Below are 18550 nucleotides of genomic sequence, written 5' to 3' on the forward strand. Positions count from 1 at the left end.
CAGGAAGAAGCGTGAGACCAACTTGCAGCGTTCAGTCGCCGGCAATCCTTCAACGGATGGACTCGGGCCAGCTGTGCTATCTGGTCCCAGGACAGCGTCAATTGGGAAGCAGAGGCCTGGGCATGATTTCAGCCAGATACCTGTACATGGCAGAACGCCGACAACGCTGCAAACCAAGCTCTCCGTAAACGCGCCGGGGGATGTCTACGAGCAGGAAGCAGAAGCGGTCGCGGATAGCGTCGTGCGGAGCGCTACTGAGGCAACCTCTCAGATTCAGAGGAACAACCGTGCCGATCTAATCATTCAGCGGATGACCTCAAAAAAGTCTACTGCGCAGATCGCGCCACCGATCGTGGAGGAGGTTCTGCGTTCCCCCGGGCAGCCGCTGGATGCCGATACGCGGGCATTTATGGAGCCACACTTTGGGCACGACTTTTCACAGGTGCGGGTGCATTCAGGGGGTTCCGCGGAGCAATCTGCACGGGACGTCAGCGCCAACGCGTACACCGTGGGACGTCACATCGTATTTGATTCGGGCCGGTTCGCACCAAGGACGCACGAGGGACGGCTATTGCTTGCCCACGAGTTAACCCATGTGGTGCAACAGTCAGGAGCAAAGAGAAATCCGAGTGCTCAGGACCATGAAAGCCGTAGCATTTCCCCTGTTTTCGCGTCGCTCGCTCCGCGCGGAGTTCAGCGGCAGCCAGTCAGTGACCCTCCACCTTCACCTACTCCGCTCGCAAATACGGCACCAAGCCATCCTGACACTCCAACCAAGCTTCCCGCAGCCAAGCCGATGACCGACTTAGTCACAGGATGGCGAGGCGCCGGACTTCTTGACCCTCCTTTCCGATCCTCAGGCATCGCGGCTATTCCCGAGTTTCCGGTAGTAAAAGAGGCGATAGAGCAGCCTCCCCCAACGAAGTTGGGGGCAGACGCTAATGCGGGTGTTGCCCTTGGGCCGACGTTATCCCCGACCTCGCCAGTACCGGCGTTTCGACCCCCACCAATACGCCCATCTACGCCAACCGCGCCGGTATCTCCGCTCACACCTGTTCCGCCTGCGGCGCTTGGCCCAGCAGCAGCACCGGCGGCATCACCCTTAGCGGGTGCTGCTCCATTAGTTGCTGCCGCTGCTGCGGGTGTCTATTTCTTCTGGTCCACGCACGGGCCGGCATGGGCGGATTCAATCAACCCCTACACAGGTTTCGTGTATAGAAGCAAAGAGGAATATGTCGGAGTAATGTTGTGGAACAAGCAACTGACAGAGCAACAACGCGATTACCTTCGCTTTCTGGCCAAGGCTCGGCAGCTTCAGCCCAACCCAGCCTTGGAGGCCGAACGCTCATGGTCGGTTTCGCCGGGGATGTTCCCTTCGATGGAACCAGGGGTGGTAAAAGGGTGTTTCAAAGCCCCAATCCCCCGCCTCGGTGGAAATCAGCGACATGATGCCTACGCAACACAGGTCACGGGGACAGCATTCGACTTTTTGGTCCTTCCACCGCTTTTTCTGCTCGGGATTGCTTTCGATGGTTTAGGCCCCGGCCAGAAAGTATGGGAGGTGAAGGTTGGGTTCGAATGGATGTTCAATGACGAGAAAAAAGACCTGCGAATAAGCACGCTAGCGGATTGGACCATCCAGAAGGATCGAGGCCTCGCGGCAGCATCATCATGCGGATACGTTCATCTATGGGCGATTCCCAGCGTACATGTCGCTGCATTACTCACGGCATTTTGGGGAGGCATTCCCTTGGTGCTCGCGATACCTGAGGTCGGCGGTACCGCTCCCCCGAGATACCCACAGTAAAACGGCTACAGCCACCGACGGTCAGTTGCTAGGACGCTTGCTCGGCAATGGCTTCTTATAGATTCGAATAAGCAGCACCGGCAACGACAAAAGACCCCGGAACGAGGCAAGGATCGACCCCGGGTAGACGGCGTCGCCACAAGATTGACCGTCGGCCAATGTGCGCCTGGTGGCGGCGGAGGCCCAAACATTCCGGTGCCAAGGGTGCCAAACACGAAGCCGATTTCTCCGCCGTGCGGGGTCCCGGCCTTGAACATCTCCCGCATCGCAGGCTGAACGTAGGAGAACCGATAGAGATAGACCGGAGAACCGTCGGCCGCGAAGGCACTTGCCGCAAGGAACTGTTCGATTTACTGGTCCACAGTTCGAGGAGCAGTTGCGGCAATACAAGGAAGAGGATGGATTCCTAGAATTGGTGCGCCGCACGATCCAGAACAGGCTTACAGGCCACCGTCCCTCGATCAACGCAGTGTCGCAGGCTCTTCACATAGGCCCGCGCACGTTGCAACGCCGCTGGCAAGACCCTGGCCGTAGCTTTCAGCGCGTGCTTGATGACGCACGCCACTAGATGGCTCGGTATTACCTCAGCAACTCAGCGTTGGAGCTGAACGAAGCAGCCTACCTGTTTGGCTTCGAGGATCCAAACTCATTCGGACGCGTATTCCGCAACTGGGATGGCATGCCGCCGAGCGACTGGTGATAAACGCATCGGCCAACAAAGGTGATGTGATCCGCTTTCGCCGCGCTGCAAGAGCGCAGATTTATTCAAACGCTCTTCTTGGGAGAGCTCGCGTCCCTCAAACAGTGAATAATCACCCGAGTGACTCATCGACAGACATCCGCCATAGATAGCTGCCAATGTGGACACACTGAGTACTTACTCGGTAGCGACTTGTGACGCGGCGGCGGACATTTTATCCGCTGCGCACTCCGTAATCGAGCGTAAACGACCATAACTATAGATAGCCTGCTGCTGAAGATTGAACAGCATAGATCCGCAAACTATTGAAAATAAGATAGATGCGTGATGTACCCGATTTTGTACCTGAAATTATCTGAGAGACCGGCCTAATTCCTCGCAAAACATTGAAAATACAAAGGATAGATAAATGGTGCCAGGAGGGGGAATCGAACCCCCATGGAGTTGCCTCCGACGGATTTTTGAGTTTCCTGAGAACACCGTAAGTCTATGATAAATAAGCGTAGTTGATCGTAATTTAGAAATCGATAAGTACGTGCTGCTGAGCAATTTAGCAGAATTGAGCGTAAGCAAGCCAAACTGATCTCTGTACCCGAACATGTACCCGAAGTTCATATCATTTTGTGAAGCGTACGTGAGAGTTCGTGTTCTCCGGCCACATTTTGACATTCATTTCGAACGACCCCGAATTCCGTGGCCGCTCAGGTGTTCGCGAATGTGTGAGCTCACCCATTTTCGAAGTTCGCAGCTGTGGACTTTCTTCAATTCACATCGCTGCGAGACAATTCGCCTCGATCCCAATTCTCCTTACCCGTAATTGTTAACAATTTACCTCGATGAGTACTCTGCAAGAGTAGTCGGCTCTAGACTCTCTCCAGTGAGCTGATCGTCTAGGCGAGCCTTCTTCCGAATATGGCTTTTCGCGATGCCGGATTTCGTTCAGGTGCACCAAACGCGTTGCAGAAGAAAACAGCCTATTGCATTCGAGGAGGGACTGGGGCACGTTACTGGTGCGTCTGTATACTCGCATCGTGATCACTTCCCGAGTATCGATGGATTGCAGAGCGTTCCGCGATTGGACCTCGTTCCACTCGGAGTTCTCTCGCGTTTTCGGGTTTCCTGCTTCCTATGGAAATGGGCGACTTCGCGACAATCGGCGCTGGCTTCGCGCTCGAAAGGTGTTTCGTATCTACTCGGATATCCGACTGCCGGAAGTGGCGACAACACATCAAAAAATTTCCCTTACGCCCTGTGCATTTTGTGGCGTCTTGGCGGTTATCAATAACCCTTTGCAGGTACCTCTTGTGCCGGGCGATGGCACGCTCTTCTACAGGAATGATTTCGTGGAATCCGATTGAGATTTTTAGCCATTCGCATGACCAGTCCGACAATCCGGTGAGCGGATTCCTGGTTCTCGTGTAGTGCCTGCTTTAGGCGAACGGTCCTATCGCCGCTCTGTTGAATGTACTGAGCGTCAGCTTCACCGTCGTTGTGTTCATAGTAAAGCTGAGATCGCCATCGTCATCTGCGACCAGGTCATTCGTCGCTTGCCTTGATGAAACGGGCTCTTAGCTAGTGAAACTGGACGTCTCGATAGAGAGCTCTGTTATCTTGCAGACCGGATCAGGGAATCTCCATGCATGCACTGGTGACCTTATTTTGCTCTAGGCTGCCTGGCCTGAAGCGCTCGTGTTTCACGGGGGTGAGCTCACTTTGGAACTAAGCCAGGGTTTGTGCTTACTGTTCTATCCAGGTATGGGATAATCTTCAAATCTTGTACAAAGAAATCAGGATGATTCGCGAGTCGACAGGGAGCACGATGCAGGATCTCGTAACAAGTCAGCTTGACCGTTCTCTAAGCACACTTACGTCTGTCAGGGCAGATCGCTCCATCGCGGACGCTGTGGTGCATGCAGGCAAAACGATTGCCACCGCAATCCAGAACGGCAATAAGCTCATGGTGGCAGGCAATGGAGGTTCAGCGGCTGATGCGCAGCACCTCGTCGCGGAGTTTGTCTCTAGGTTAACCCGCAACCGCCCGGCACTTCCGGCCGTAGCCCTTACAACAGATACCTCCATCCTGACCGCTATCGGAAATGACTTTTCCTTTGACGATGTCTTCGAGCGCCAGGTGGAAGCGATCGGGAAACCCGGAGATGTCTTTCTTGGCATATCTACATCGGGCAACGCACGTAACCTCGTAAAGGCGCTTCAGCTTTGCCGGGTGAGGAAGATTGCCACACTTGGCTATCTTGGCAATCAGGGCGGCGCGATGGCTCCCTTATGCGATTACCGGGTGGTCGTTCCCTCCGGGGTCACCATGCATATCCAGGAATCCCATCTTGCGCTCGAGCACATCCTCTGCATGGTCGTCGAGAGATATTACTTTGGGGAGGATTTTGACAATATTCCCCAATACGTTGCAGAGTAGCTGTCTCTGTTCTGCAGCCGGTGCGGAAATTAACCCTTAGGGATACTCTCTTTTGTAGGATGGAATTGATTCCATCTGCCTGGGGATTTGCACGTCTTATCTCTACTGGTGGAATGGATCCTATTTTGACGATGAATAGAACCGGATATTAACGATGGCTCCGAAAGTTCGCAGCGTTCCGGCTTTGATGGATGTAGCCCGTCGCGCAGGAGTAGGCGCAGCCACGGTATCCCGCGTCATTAATGGCGGCCAAAACGTCAGTAGCAAGACGATGGCAGCCGTTCAAAAGGCCATCGAAGAACTCGGATATCACCCCAACCAGGCGGCCCGCAGCCTTAAAGGCGCACGCACTAAGACAATTGGGTTGATTGTGCCCAGCGTTGCAGACCACTTCTTTTCGACGGCAGCGGCAGCTATCCAGGAGGTAGCGCGCGCGCACGGCAGCCTAGTGCTGCTGGCGGCCACTGACAACCTTCCCGCGCGCGAGCGCGAGCAGGTCCTTACCCTGATTCAGCGACGTATCGACGGATTGATTCTGGCTCCCTCGGATGGCGCGGATATTGGCATGTTTAAACATGCGGGATTTCCGGTCGTCTGCTTGGACCGGCCTTTTCCTCATCATCCGATGCCTACGGCCCTGGGGGATAACTATGGGGGAGCGAAAGCGGCAACAGAGCATCTGGTCCGCAACGGATGTCGCAGGATCTTATGCATGGGCGGCGACAGGAAGCTCTTCACCAGTCAGGCACGGGTGCGCGGCCATCACGATACCGTTCAAGCCGCCGGACTTCCTGTTCTAGCTGAACTGCATGTGCAGGACTATTTCTCCGCCGAAGCTGCCCTTCGGCGATACCTGCACGGCAAAGACCGCATCGATGCGATCTTTAGCATTAAGAATGCCATCACTGTAAATGCCTACAGAATTCTGCGGCAATCGAATATCTCCATTCCACAATCCATTGCCTTGGTTGGATATGACGACTTTGAACTTGCCGATGCACTGGAGCCGCCCATCTGCGTCGTTCGGCAGCCGGTGGCCGACATCGCGAGGCGCGCGGCGGAGATGCTGTTTCAAGCTCTGGAGACAGGAAAGGTGAAGAACAGGACCGTAACCCTGGACGTGGAGCTTGTGCACAGAGGATCGTGCGGCGAAGGTTCTGGCCCCAGAAAAGCTCGCCCTCGCTGACCCCTACGCAGAACCTGCTCAATCGACGTTGAGAAGTCCCATGGCGATGCAGATCGCGGCGGCGTCCCCTATCTGCTCACCGAGCGCTGCTGGGACAACGGAACATGCTGCTGCAGCAGTAGGAAGCGCTTCTTCCTGCATTCTCTTTCGGGCGGGCTCCAGAAGGTAATCGCCAAACCGCAGCGCCAGTCCCCCAACCACTATTCTTTCAGGATTAAGGATATCTACCAGGAGGGCAAGTGCTTCGCCCAGACGACGACCGGTCTCCTGCACGATCCGGGCAGCCACTTTATCTCCCTCGGCCATCGCCGCTCCAATATCGCGAGCAGAGATATCAGGACGTCTGTCTGCAAGGATCGTTGGCTCACCGTTCGCGATCGCTGCACGAATCGTTTCCGCTGCATGAAGGGCCATTCCCGCGCCGCTCGCCCACCCTTCCACCGAGCCTGCTTTGTCGTAGCCATTCGGTCCGGTCTCCGTAAGGCGAACGTGCCCGATCTCGCCTGCTAGAGAACTCGCCCCCCGAAAGATCTGCCCATTGAGGATGAGCCCGGCGCCCAGACCCGTACCAAGGGTCAGGAACACCATGTGCCGGGAGCCGCGGCCGGCTCCGAAACGGTGTTCGGCTATCGCTCCGGCATTCGCATCGTTTTCCAGGGCACAAGGAATCGCAAACTCCTCTTCCAGAAGAGCTTTGATCGGCACATCGTCCCAGGTCCACAGGTTCGGCGGCCGCTGAATAATCCCATGATGCCGATCGAGTGGACCTCCGCAGCTGACACCGATCGAATGAATTCCATAGCCTGTCTCTGCCTGCCCCTGATAGATCAGATGAAGGATCTTCTCAATTGCATGATCCGGCCCTGATTCCGGACGAGTCGGGAACTCCCGGCGCCACAGGATATTGAGAGGCTCATTACAAAACACAACAGCAGTTTTGGTCCCGCCAATATCGACTCCCACCAGCACGCGTGTCGTATTTGTCTTTTGTTGCACATGAATGTCCAAGGTTACTCCTCGAGCGCATTGACTTCACGTGCCTGGTGCGTGTCCTTGTTGACGCGCAGAGTTTTTATCTCAAAGGGGTGATATTTGCCAGTCCACTTCGTGCCGGCAAAATCCAGCTTCAAGGTTGCCGTGATTTCATGGCCGGCAGTTTCATAAGACCGCACAATGATGTCCTTGCCATCCTCTGCCTGCTTCACGGCTTCGACGACTACATCAGGAGCATCGACAGAAAGAAATGAGCAGGCCTGCTTACGCGTGCCCGGATGAATTCCCTGGTAAACAATTGGGGGTTCGGTTACAAGCTCCTCGGCTGCACGCACCACTCCCAACTGCTGCCATGGATCGGTATGAGGGATCAACTCCATCTGAAAGGTCTGTACTCCCTGATCCATCCATGCATAATCAACACCGGGTTTCAGTTCGCGGGGCTGATGATTCGCATACACAGCAGCGCGCGCGATCGATACGCGCATGTCGCTGCCCTGAACGCTGTAACCGTATTTTGCGTCATTGAGAATGGCCAGGCCCAAGGAATGCCCCTTCTGGGTTCCAGTTACGTTAATCCAGCGCTGACCGGGATCCTCATCCCCGTTTGGCTGGCGCTCCTGTGCGCCGTAGGCAGTCTCGTAGGTTGCGTGCGGCTGATCCACATCAACGGGGAAAGAGAACTTCAGCATCTTCAGATGCTCGTGCCAGTCAAGCGTCACCCGCAGATCGACCTTGCGGCTGTTGGCATAGAGCATCCAATCGATGATGAGAGAAGATGCACCATAGCTGAGCTTTTCTCGAACACGTGCACGGAGGGGCCCATTCTCAAGAATCTTCACATCCATGCGTTTGAACTCGCCAACCTGCTTATCGTAGGTTCGGACCTTGTGTGCCCAGGTGTCGTTATCGTCGTCAAAGATCAGGGCACGCATGCCTGCCTGGTCTCTGAAAACCCGACGTCCGGTCGTTTTATCGAAGAGCCCGACTGTGCCATCAGAAGCAAAGGTTACCCGCAGATCATTGTTCTCAAGTACATTGTCGTGAGCGCTGGGGCGGCCAGGCAGAGGAGAGGGTGCAGGTGTTGCCTTGAAAACTCGAATTTGCCGATAGCCCATCCCGGGAGTCTCAATCTGGGCTACCAGCCGCTGCCGGTGATTGACCACAGCCGTTGGGTCAATCCATTGAAAAGGAATCGGACGACCTTCTTCATCTTCCACCCGGGTGGGAGTACCTTCTTCCCAGCCAAGGTCGTATTCGATGTTCAACTTCGCAGGCCATGCATGCGGGTTGAAGACGACCAGGTATTTTGAATCCGGATCGGTTGTCGGAATCTGCCATGCGAGCCTTTGCAGCGATCCGTAAAGGGCCTCACTGGCGGCGTCACGAGCGCGACCATACCCATCGCGGGCTGCCTCTTCATGTTCAGGCAAGGTCGTATCGGCCATGCTGTCGTGAAACTGCAGCAGCAGCACACGCTCCCATGCCTTTGTAAAGTCCGTTTTGGGATAAGAGGCGCCCCATACCACGGACCCGAGAGCCGAAAACTTCTCCGCGGTTTCGAGCGCAACCTCGGTCGTCCGGTTCAACTTTTTGATGGCTGAGCCGCCGGTGTAAGTCCCGACGGAATGATGCTGCAGGTCCCCGGCATACACTTGAATGTCTTTCGGCAAATGCGGCGCGACCTCTGCAAAATACCGATCAGGCGTGGAATAAAAAATGTGTGGAGCACCGGCCTCGCCCTGGATTTGCCGAATGGACCGCATATTCTCTTTCGTGGGTCCCCCACCATGATCGCCAATCCCAAAGAATTCCATGGCGGTGTGCATCGGCTGCCCTTCGAGGGCGGTCACCGTCCTTTGCATGTGGCTCCGCACATCACCGGGATCGTCATACGCCAATGGAATGCGATAGGTCAGGGTGCGGGTTCCATCAATACCCTGCCAGAGAAAGAGGTTCTGCTTGATCTCGGGCTTCTCCGTAGCATTCGGCCGCATAAAGACGTAGTACTTCATCTCCTGCAGCTTGAGAATCTGGGGCATGTTTCCGTTGTGCCCAAATGAGTCGGGATTGTAGCCCACATCGGCGCGACGGCCGAAGAGGCGCTGCAGCACCTGCTGGCCGTACAGTCCCTGGCGGATCAGGGATTCTCCGCTGGGGATATTCACATCGGGTTCGACCCACCAGCCGCCGACCAGATTCCAGCGTCCTGCCTTCACCTGTTGCCGAATCTCGTTGAGCATGGCGGGATCACTCGCCTCCACCCACTCATAAAACTGCGACGAGCTGGTCGTCATCGTCAGCTGAGGATCTTCTTTCATCCTGTCCAAGGCCGATCGAAAGGTGGAGTGCACGACGGCGTTTGCTTCAGACAAGGGCCAAAGCCAGGGGGCATCGATGTGCGCATTTCCGATCATGTGGAGCGTTAAGGAAGAGGCTTCCCGCTCCCACGCTGGGGTGGTTCCATGGACGGCATCAGGAGGATTCGCAGAATTGGATGGCGGGTTTGCGGTTTGCGCAGACGCCTGAGCCATCAGAAAGCAAAGCGGGAGAGCAAGGATCTGTAAAGGCCGAAGCCGCAATCTCTTCCTGCATGTACCTTGCATTTCTCTATTCTCCATGGAAAGGCGCGAACTTCTGCCTCTCAGATAAGTTTTTGGAATCGATTCCAATATTGTTCTGAAAATCTATTCTCGCTGCCCTGCCCTGTCAAGAGCAGGCTCACTTGCATGCTAGCGACAAAAAGCGCGAAAGATCATCTTGACGCTAAAAAACACTTGACACCTCTATCTGCGGGAGAGCATCGTGTTTGCAATTCATCAAAATTGGAATCGATTCCAATTATTCTCCTGCGTTCTTCCATGGATCGCTCCAGCGGGGTCAGCTATGATTTCCAGCAGCAAATGCATTCTTTTCGCAGCTTCTCTGATCGTCCTTCTCTCAGCCGTGGTGGCACGTTCAGGCTGGGCGCAGGAGTCGCGAGCAACGATCAACGGGCGGGTTGAGGACGCGTCGGGAGCCGCTCTTTCCGGGGTGACCGTCACCGCGAAGAATACAGAACGCGGCACGGTTGCCACAGTGCGGTCCTCTGCTGACGGAAACTACACAATCCCGTTTCTTCTGCCGGGAACATATACCCTTACGGCGGACGCTCCTGGGTTTAAAACAGCGCAGCAAACCAATGTTTTGCTGCACGTGGGCGACAAGCTTACAGTCAATCTGAATCTGCCCGTGGGCGAGGTCTCGGAGGTCGTCAACGTCAGCGATCAGCCTCCCTTGCTTGACGAAGGCACGGCCAGCCGCGGCGGCCTGGTTGATAATGTCCGCGTGACGGAGCTACCGCTGAACGGACGCAACCCTTTCATGCTGGCACAGCTGCTTCCCGGGGTTACATTCCAGGGCAATCCAGCGTTTACGCGCCCGTTCGATAATGGCGATAATGCAAACTTTTCCATTAACGGCGGACTTCGGCAGACCAATGCATTTTTCCTAGACGGCGCTCCGGACGATGCTGTTTCCGATACGGCAAGCGATCGCTCCCACGCCAACCAGAACGTAGCCTACATTCCCACTGTGGATGCTACACAGGAGTTCAAGGTCGTCAACAACTTCTACGACGCACAGTATGGCCGCACCGGTGGCGGCATCTTCAACGTCTCCACCAAGAGCGGTACCAATCAATACCACGGTTCTGTCTACGACTTCATCCGCCGCTATCAGCTGGAAGCAAACAGCATATCGAACAAGGCGAACGGAACCCCGCGGTATGCGGTCGATCCGGTTACAAAGAAAAATCTGGGTGGCCACACCCTGGATCAATACGGCTTTGCTGTAACCGGCCCCCTCAGCATTCCCGGAATTTACAACGCGAAGGATCGCACGTTTTTCCTGTTTGGCTTTGAGAACTACCACGAGGCTTCGCCATCCCCGACCCTTACAAGCACCATTACCGCAGCCGAGCGCAAAGGAGACTTCTCCGCTCCGGGCGAGCCGACGATTTATAACCCTTATACGACGCGCCTCGATGCCAACGGCCGCTGCTGCATTCGCGACCCGTTCCCGAACAACATCATCCCTGCTTCACTTCTGGCTGCAAGTGCAGGATCGAAACTGGCCCAGGCCTATCCTGAACCGAATGTTGGCGGTGCCAATACTCTCGCATCCAACTACAACACCGGTGTCAATCTCAGCCAGGACCACTTCCGCAATTGGATTGGCCGAGTCGACCAGAACTTCGGACAACGCGAGCGCGTGTACGTCCGGTATGCCCATAATCGCCGCAATCAGGTCGATAACGGAGCCTACAACTTCCAGGGTCCGCTGCTCGATGCGCAAGACCCACTTTCACGAACCAATGACAATGCTGTTATCGACTCCCTTACGGTATTTAACGCGCATGTCATTATGGATCTTCGCGCCTCCTTGGCACGCTACGACCAGACCACCAGCCGTCAACGGGTGACCGGCTTCGACGATACATCTCTGGGCTTCTCGTCAGCTTTCAATGATGGTCGCTTCAATCCCGTGCCGCCGCGGATTACCTTACAGAACACAAGCATCCCGGACGCGGGTACCCGCAACCCAAGTTTCAATATCAGCAACATTATCGGCTTCCAGCCGAGCGTGCAGCTCCTTTACGGAGGTCATTCCATTCACATCGGCGCTGATCTTCGCGACATCCGCTACAACGCCGGAGGCGGCTCGTTTGTCTATGGAGGCGGCTATTTCACCTTCAGTCCAAACTTTACGCAGAGCAACCCGACGGCAAATGTAAGTGCCACACAAGGCTCGGCAGTTGCATCCCTGCTGCTGGGAACACCTATAAGCGGCATTATTCAATACACACCACGTCTTGGCTACAAATGGCGCTACTACGCGACCTATATCCAGGACGATTGGAAAGTTTCGCAGCGCCTCACCCTGAACCTTGGTCTGCGCTACGACATCGAAGGCTCACCAACCGAACGACAGAACCGCCAGAACCGCGGATTTGCTTTCGATACTCCATCGAATTTAGCCGATGAGGCCAAATCGGCAAATCCGGCCGATTGCCCCGCGTGTGGCAATCTTACCGGAGGCCTGTTGTTTGCGGGGGTAAACGGCACTCCCACTGAAGCCTTCAATACCGATTACACGCACGTTCAACCTCGTGTCGGCGCCGTGTATCGGGTCAATGACACACTGCTCGTCCGTGGTGGATATGGGATGTTCTATTTGCCCGAGGCAGCATTCGGCGCGGCCCAGGGATTTGCGCAGGATACAGCCTACATCGCAAACAATATTGCAGGAGGCACGACACCTGACCTCTACATTCCACGCGGGAACAATCCTGCGGCTCCGCCGTTGAACAATCCGTTTCCCACGATACTTCAGCCGACTGGTAGCGCTCTAGGATTAGCAACCTTCGAAGGACAGAGCATCATCTTCAACAATGTCGATCGTAAGATTCCTCATGCTCATCAATACTCCGTCGGGATTGAGCAGCAGTTTCCAGGCGGTATCAAGATGGAGGCCTCCTATGTCGGAAGCCGCACCATGGATATCAATACCAATGACAATCAGGCCGGCAGCGCCCGCAATCTAAATGCATTGAGCAACGCACAAATTGCTCAGCTTCGAACCGCGGCGGCTGCCGCCGGCACGACTCCAGCAGCCTATGCCGGGCAAAGTGTACGCAATCCGTTCGCCGGGTCCATTCCGGGAACAAACCTGAATGGCGCAACCATTTCGCGTCAGCAGCTCCTCCTCCCGTACCCACAATTCCTCACGGTGAGTTATGGTCAGGAATCTGTGGGGAAAATCTGGTACGACTCGCTCCAGCTTTCGGTGGAAAAGCGTTATTCGCGCGGCCTCACAATTCTGGGGTCGTACACCTGGTCCAAGACCATGGAAGCACTCACGTACCTCAACCCGCAGGACTCCGCTCCATTCAAGAACATTGGTTCAGCAGATCGTCCGCAGCGGCTTGTGATATCCGCCGTATACGAGCTTCCATTCGGCCGGGGTAAGTATTTCGGAAGCAATGTCAATCGTGCAACCGAGCTGCTGATTGGGGGATGGCAACTGAATTACATCGAGACGATTCAATCGGGTCTTCCGACTTCATTGAACGGAGCAGCTTATCCGATCGGCAATCCGAATGATGGGGTGCAGAAGAACTTCAATACCTGGTTCAATCCCTGCGTGCGGCAGGTAAATGGAACAAACCTGCAGCCAAATGCGGCTCACAATGGTTTCACCAGCTGCAGCAATCCCGCATGGCAGATGATTAACTCGGCAAATCTTGATCTGCGCGCCACGCCATTCCAGGAGGTTTACATCCGAAACCCCAATGCACCCTTGGCAGATCTGTCTCTTAGCAAGCGATTCAATATTACAGAGCGTTACAACGCACAGTTCCGGTTCGAGACCTTCAACGTCACGAATACTGCCGTTCGCAGCGCCGCAAACACCAACCCTACGAATAACCAGTTCGGATATGTCAACGTAAGTCAATCCAACATCCCGCGCCAGGTGCAGCTCGGATTCAAGTTCAACTTCTAACTTTGCAAGGTAACTCCCGCAGCGATCTTTGATACGACGATCTGCAGCAGAAACTCTGCGGCAGATCGTCGTACGCAAGCTTTCACCTGTAAGCGATCGACCAGTATCCTCCATTCAAGACCCCACATCTCTGAATCAATCTCTGCTTAAATAACCTGGGAGAATCACTGGTATGAATCGTCGTGAAGTCCTCAAAACCATGGCGTCCACCGCGTTGCTCACTCGAGCAGCGCGCATAGATGCCGAGGCTCTGGAGTCAAAAAGCTTTGAAAGCAACTGGACCGCTGTTGCTCCCGGAATATGGAAAGCTACCTTTGGCAGTCCGGAAGCTCATACACCGATACGGGCGCGACAGATCAGCCCGGCTGCGGAGGCACTGCGTCGTTTGCCTTCGATAGATCTCCCTCCTCTGCCCGTGCCCACAGGCTCGCTGGGTCCGCGCGGCGTTGAGCTGCAGTTGCAACTCGAACCGGATGAGCTGATGTATGGATTCGGATTGCAGCTGATGTCATTTCAGCAGCGCAGCAAAAAGCGCATTATCCGTGTCAATGCCGATCCCAAGGTGGACTCTGGGGATTCGCACGCCCCCGTTCCCTTTTACGTCACAACACGCGGGTACGGCATTCTGGTCGACACCTTTCGTCATGCCACCTTCTATTGCGGAGAAGTTGTCCCCCGGCCGGAGCACGCCCTCTCTGAAAATGCTGTTGAGGTGAATACGCCGCAGATGATGCGGGTGCGCGATCGTCGCCGGAACAGCCATGTTCTCGTCGAAGTTCCCCGCTGCGCCGGCGTTGAGGTCTATCTCTTCGCCGGGCCGGAGCTGCTTACTGCCGTGCAACGTTACAACCTCTATTCCGGCGGGGGCGTGCTTCCTCCAGAATGGGGATTGGGTTTCTGGTACAGGCCGGAGATGCACCTGGATGCGGACCAGGTGCTCGCACTCGGTAAAGAATTTCGCGCGAACGGAATTCCGTGCGATGTCCTGGGGCTCGAGCCTGGATGGCAGACGCATGCGTACTCCTGCACCTTTGCCTGGGATAAAAACCGCTTTCCGAATCCTCACAAGTTCATTCACGAGGCGGGCGACCTTGGATTCCACATCAATCTCTGGGAGCATGCCTTTACGCATCCCGCATCTCCAATCTTCACGCAGATGGTTCCACACTCCGGCGATTTCGCAGTGTGGGATGGTATTGTTCCCGACTTCGCAGGCGAACCGGCGCGGAGGATCTTCGGGGACTACCATGGCAAAGAGTTGATCGACATTGGGGTCAGCGGATTCAAGCTCGACGAATGTGACAACTCCGACTTTACCGAAGGCTGGTCCTTCCCCGAACACACTCATTTCCCTTCCGGAGTTGACGGTGAGCAGATGCATGCTGAGTTCGGGCTGAGGTATCAGGATGCCATCCTCAAACAGTTTGAGCAGCGCGGAAAGCCTACCTACAGCCTCGTTCGATCCAGCGGAACGCTGGCCGCGCCGTATCCCTTTGTTCTCTACAGTGATCTTTACGACCATCGTCAGTTCATACGCGCTCTGGTCAACGCTGGATTTTCCGGGCTCTTGTGGTGTCCTGAGGTGCGGGATGCGGCAAGTGAGGAAGATCTTATTCGCAGGCTGCAGAGCGTTGTCTTCTCACCTCTGGCCATGGTGAACGCATGGTACATCCGCAATCCTCCCTGGAAGCAGATTGAGCGACAACAGAACAATGCAGAACATTTCAGCCAGGGATGGGAGCAACTGGAAGCGCGCTGCAGGGAGATCATCTCCTGGCGCATGCAGCTGCTGCCCTATCTGCATGCCGCGTTCGCGGTCTACCAGCGCGATGGGATGCCGCCCTTCAGGGCACTGCTGATGGACTATCCCGATGACGCCACCCTGGCCAATGTAGACGATGAATACCTTATGGGGGATCGCCTCCTGATAGCCCCGTTGTTTGCTGGCGAAGCAGAGCGGCCGGTAATCCTGCCGAAAGGAGAATGGCACGATCTGTGGACAGGTGCTCCTGTCAGGGGCGGTAAGAAGTTCACCGTATCGCGTGATACCAGAAACATTCCGGTTTTTGCAAAGTCCGGAAGCGTGCTGCCCTGGGCTGCGGTTGCGCAGCATGCTGGCTCTGAGGAAGCCCGGCATCTTGAAGTCCGAATCTATGGTGATGGCAGCCTCGGCTGGTCTGCACCGGAGGACGTGGGAGGCCTGCAGCTGCATTGGGACAATGCAGCCAGCCGAGGCACTGTTGAGCAGAAGGGCAGGCGGGGTCCACTCTTCCAGGTAAAGCAATGGAAGCAGATGAGCTGATCTCGCCAATCCAGGTCAGCTAACTTATTACGGCTCCGTTGCAGATTCGGCAATGATCTGGTCATAGGCCCTTCGAGCATGTTCGTAAGCTGCTGCTGCTGCGCTCAGCTCAGAGGGGCGAATCCGCTGACGCTTCTGCTGCCAGCAGACATCGACTGCCGCCCGGCACCAGACAGCGCTCTTTCTGGAGGCTCGAACCGGCTTTCCACTCACCTGAACAAATATCGGGTTGGTGTGGGAGGAAGGGTAAATCCGCAAAGCGATCCAGCTGCTCTTACGGACACGAACCTGAAAACGCACACTTTGCATGCTCCCATCCGCTTCGATCTCCGTGCGATCCACGGCTCGTCCATTCATGATCAGCTCCACCGAAACCCGGCGGCTCTCACCAATACGGGCGCGTTCTATGTGCCAATAAGGCTTGTTATAGGGCGAGGCGTGCTGAATTACTATCGTCTCTTCATTAGGCTGAGGCTCAAGCCGCGCACAGACCATTGCCGCTACCTCGATCTCTGCCGATGAATTCAGCCTTATCAGCTCCCCGCTGCGCGATTCCCCGGCAACGGTGAAACCAAAAAGATGGCTGCGTCCATCCCCGAAGTAGCTGCTGCCGTGCAACAACGTGTCCAACCAGCGGGAATATCCATCATCGCCCTCTGGCGCAGAAATCAAACGAGCATAAGAGCGGCCACCGCCCACGCATGAATCCGTCAGGCAGGGAAAGTCCGTTTCGCCAGCAAAGGCTGTCCTGTAACCGCAGTTCAAAGTGTGATACCAGATGTTCAGCTCCGCAAACGGCCAGAGGTCACAACCGGAGATAAAGTCGATTTTGCCTTCGTGCGTGACATCCGCAATAAACTCGTTCGCTCCCATGCTATTGAACGGAGGCATGACGTAGTTCGGCAGAGCCGTAGTGTCTACCACAAGGCCATGCGCGGAATGAGCGTAGCCAACCACCGCTCCCTGCGCCTTTGCCCACTGAAGAACAGGTATATTCCAGCTTGGCCAGTCATCAATCGTATTTGTGCCGGGATAACTTCCATCCTGAAGCCGCAACAACACAAGATGCCCACAGTGGCTGCAAGGAAAGCCTGACGTTTCGATATCGTACCGAACTAGCGACTTCACTCCGGGTGCCTCAGCTGCATATTGCAGCAAATGGACAACCTCCTCTTTCTCTTCCTCGGCAATTGCACCCGCATCATGGGCCATACCGACTCCTGTGGCACCGCGTTCCATACCACTCAGTACAGAAGAACCTGCCTTCTCAGGACTTGCCGCGACGGCAGCAGATGCACCGGGCAGAGCTCCCTCCGCGCTGGAAGGTGACATCGAGACAGCATCGTGCGCGTGATGCATCGGCAGCGCGTGGCCGGTAAAAAACTGTTTCTGATAGTCGAAGCCAGGTCCCCAGTTCAAAACAGAACCTAAATCGAGCGCCTCCCCATCTACCTGCCGCTCCATCACGATCGGCGTGACGCCCTCGGTGGGGCTTTCATAATGAGAGCATCCTGCTGCATGAATGTGAGTGTCTCCGGAGTAGTAGCCATGCTGCGAGGGATTTATCCATCGCTCCAGTTGCAGCCCGAGTGAGGCTGCACCGGAATCACTTACCACCAGAGGAATGCGTTTCACTATGTACTCCGGCCCCCGTCCATACTCGATGGTGTAAGCTCCAGCAGGAAGCAAAAGGGACTCGCCGTTGTAACGATAGACCTGCGGCTGGAAATTCAGATCGGGCATCTGACGTTTCGTCTGCGGAGGATAGACGCGTCCCAATCCATCCTTCACCAGCACGGATGCAATGGAAGCTGCGCCCTTCTCGTCCTTAATCCGCACTGTCACCTTATGCGCAGGCACACAATGGAAAAGAATAGGCAGAGAGCTGCGATATCCGAGGTCCTGCTCGGCGTATCCGGCGTCGGCCTGCAGAGTAGCTTCCCGTTCTCCACTGTCACGGCTGTAGAACTGCACGATGCGATATTCCAGTTCGAGCCCCGAGAGAGCTGACATCATTGGCGGCGCATCGAATGTGCTTACCGCAAGCCAACGGGCTCGAGCCTCAACCTCGTCCACGGCTCCATTCGTAAAATCGTGCACACCGGTAATCGCAAACGAGGAGTGTCTTCCCACCGGCCCCCCTTGCGGCGATTTGATCTTCAAAACCGGCATCGTGCCTGCCTGGTTGAATACCTTTACGAGAAAGGTCCTCCATCCCCCCTGGTAAAGCTCTGCGTTCGCAGTGCCTCTCTTCACAGAGACCCGCATCTCAGGGTTGAGGTCGACCTCCATCAAAACATGCGGAGCAAGGATGCTCACAATTTTCTGGACATCATCTTGTTGCGCATAATCGTTTTTAGCTCGAAGAGCTGTCTTCAAATTGGCATTCTCTTGTTGCGAAAGTGGGGTTCCCAGCATCTCCAACGCAGCAAGCAGGCGCTCTACCTGAGCCGCAAACGGCTGAAATGGAACAGGAGAGTGCGACTCGGCTGAGAGCGGAGGAAGAGAGAGCGTCAGCGCTCCCCAGGCTGAGGAACCAAGTGCTATCCGCTGAAACTCTCTTCGGGTGTATCGCATCTTCCCTCGTG

General features: G+C 55.5%; 9 protein-coding genes. 6 read left to right on the forward strand and 3 right to left on the reverse strand.

Annotated elements, in window-relative coordinates; genetic code table 11:
• The first annotated feature begins 22 nt into the window (after positions 1-22).
• From JAO29_RS09250 to JAO29_RS09260, 4 genes are all read left to right on the forward strand, one after another.
• The gene (locus JAO29_RS09250; RefSeq protein ID WP_334267918.1) at positions 23-1807 is read left to right on the forward strand and encodes an eCIS core domain-containing protein; all 1785 of its coding nucleotides are present in this window, start codon (positions 23-25) and stop codon (positions 1805-1807) included.
• Between the two features lie 568 nt (positions 1808-2375).
• Entirely contained in the window at positions 2376-2507 is a 132-nt protein-coding gene (locus JAO29_RS23475) for a helix-turn-helix domain-containing protein (RefSeq protein WP_442886347.1), read from the forward strand.
• Positions 2508-4299: 1792 nt separating this feature from the next.
• On the forward strand, positions 4300-4938 hold the full coding sequence (locus JAO29_RS09255; RefSeq protein ID WP_334267919.1) for a D-sedoheptulose 7-phosphate isomerase: 639 nt from the start codon (positions 4300-4302) through the stop codon (positions 4936-4938).
• Positions 4939-5092: 154 nt separating this feature from the next.
• Positions 5093-6124 carry a LacI family DNA-binding transcriptional regulator gene (locus JAO29_RS09260; RefSeq protein WP_334267920.1) on the forward strand — a complete coding sequence of 344 codons (1032 nt, stop codon included), beginning with the start codon at positions 5093-5095 and terminating at the stop codon, positions 6122-6124.
• An 18-nt stretch (positions 6125-6142) separates the two neighbouring features.
• Here JAO29_RS09260 and JAO29_RS09265 read toward each other — a convergent pair whose 3' ends face one another.
• Entirely contained in the window at positions 6143-7132 is a 990-nt protein-coding gene (locus JAO29_RS09265; protein WP_334267921.1) for an ROK family protein, read from the reverse strand.
• A gap of 2 nt (positions 7133-7134) precedes the next feature.
• On the reverse strand, positions 7135-9723 hold the full coding sequence (locus tag JAO29_RS09270; protein WP_334267922.1) for an alpha-mannosidase: 2589 nt from the start codon (positions 9721-9723) through the stop codon (positions 7135-7137).
• Positions 9724-10066: 343 nt separating this feature from the next.
• Between JAO29_RS09270 and JAO29_RS09275 the strand changes: the two genes are divergently transcribed.
• Both JAO29_RS09275 and JAO29_RS09280 read left to right on the forward strand, forming a co-directional pair.
• Positions 10067-13660, forward strand: coding sequence for a carboxypeptidase-like regulatory domain-containing protein (locus JAO29_RS09275; RefSeq protein ID WP_334267923.1), 3594 nt, complete (start codon positions 10067-10069; stop codon positions 13658-13660).
• A 172-nt stretch (positions 13661-13832) separates the two neighbouring features.
• Positions 13833-15962: a TIM-barrel domain-containing protein gene (locus JAO29_RS09280; protein ID WP_334267924.1), complete on the forward strand. Its 2130-nt coding sequence runs from the start codon at positions 13833-13835 to the stop codon at positions 15960-15962.
• Positions 15963-15989: 27 nt separating this feature from the next.
• Here the strand turns inward: JAO29_RS09280 and JAO29_RS09285 are convergent, their stop codons facing one another.
• A complete protein-coding gene (locus JAO29_RS09285) occupies positions 15990-18539 on the reverse strand; it encodes a CehA/McbA family metallohydrolase (RefSeq protein ID WP_334267925.1) in 2550 nt (849 codons plus the stop codon).
• Between the last annotated feature and the right edge of the window lie 11 nt (positions 18540-18550).

The organism is Edaphobacter sp. HDX4 (assembly GCF_036877565.1).
Taxonomy (GTDB): Bacteria; Acidobacteriota; Terriglobia; order Terriglobales; family Acidobacteriaceae; genus Edaphobacter.

Excerpts from the sequence above, each read along its gene's own strand:
- JAO29_RS23475 (WP_442886347.1), top strand. The coding sequence starts at position 2,376 with ATGGCTCGGTATTACCTCAGCAACTCAGCGTTGGAGCTGAACGAAGCA.
- JAO29_RS09255 (WP_334267919.1), top strand. The coding sequence starts at position 4,300 with ATGATTCGCGAGTCGACAGGGAGCACGATGCAGGATCTCGTAACAAGT.
- JAO29_RS09260 (WP_334267920.1), top strand. The coding sequence starts at position 5,093 with ATGGCTCCGAAAGTTCGCAGCGTTCCGGCTTTGATGGATGTAGCCCGT.
- JAO29_RS09270 (WP_334267922.1), bottom strand. The coding sequence starts at position 9,723 with ATGCAAGGTACATGCAGGAAGAGATTGCGGCTTCGGCCTTTACAGATC.
- JAO29_RS09280 (WP_334267924.1), top strand. The coding sequence starts at position 13,833 with ATGAATCGTCGTGAAGTCCTCAAAACCATGGCGTCCACCGCGTTGCTC.
- JAO29_RS09285 (WP_334267925.1), bottom strand. The coding sequence starts at position 18,539 with ATGCGATACACCCGAAGAGAGTTTCAGCGGATAGCACTTGGTTCCTCA.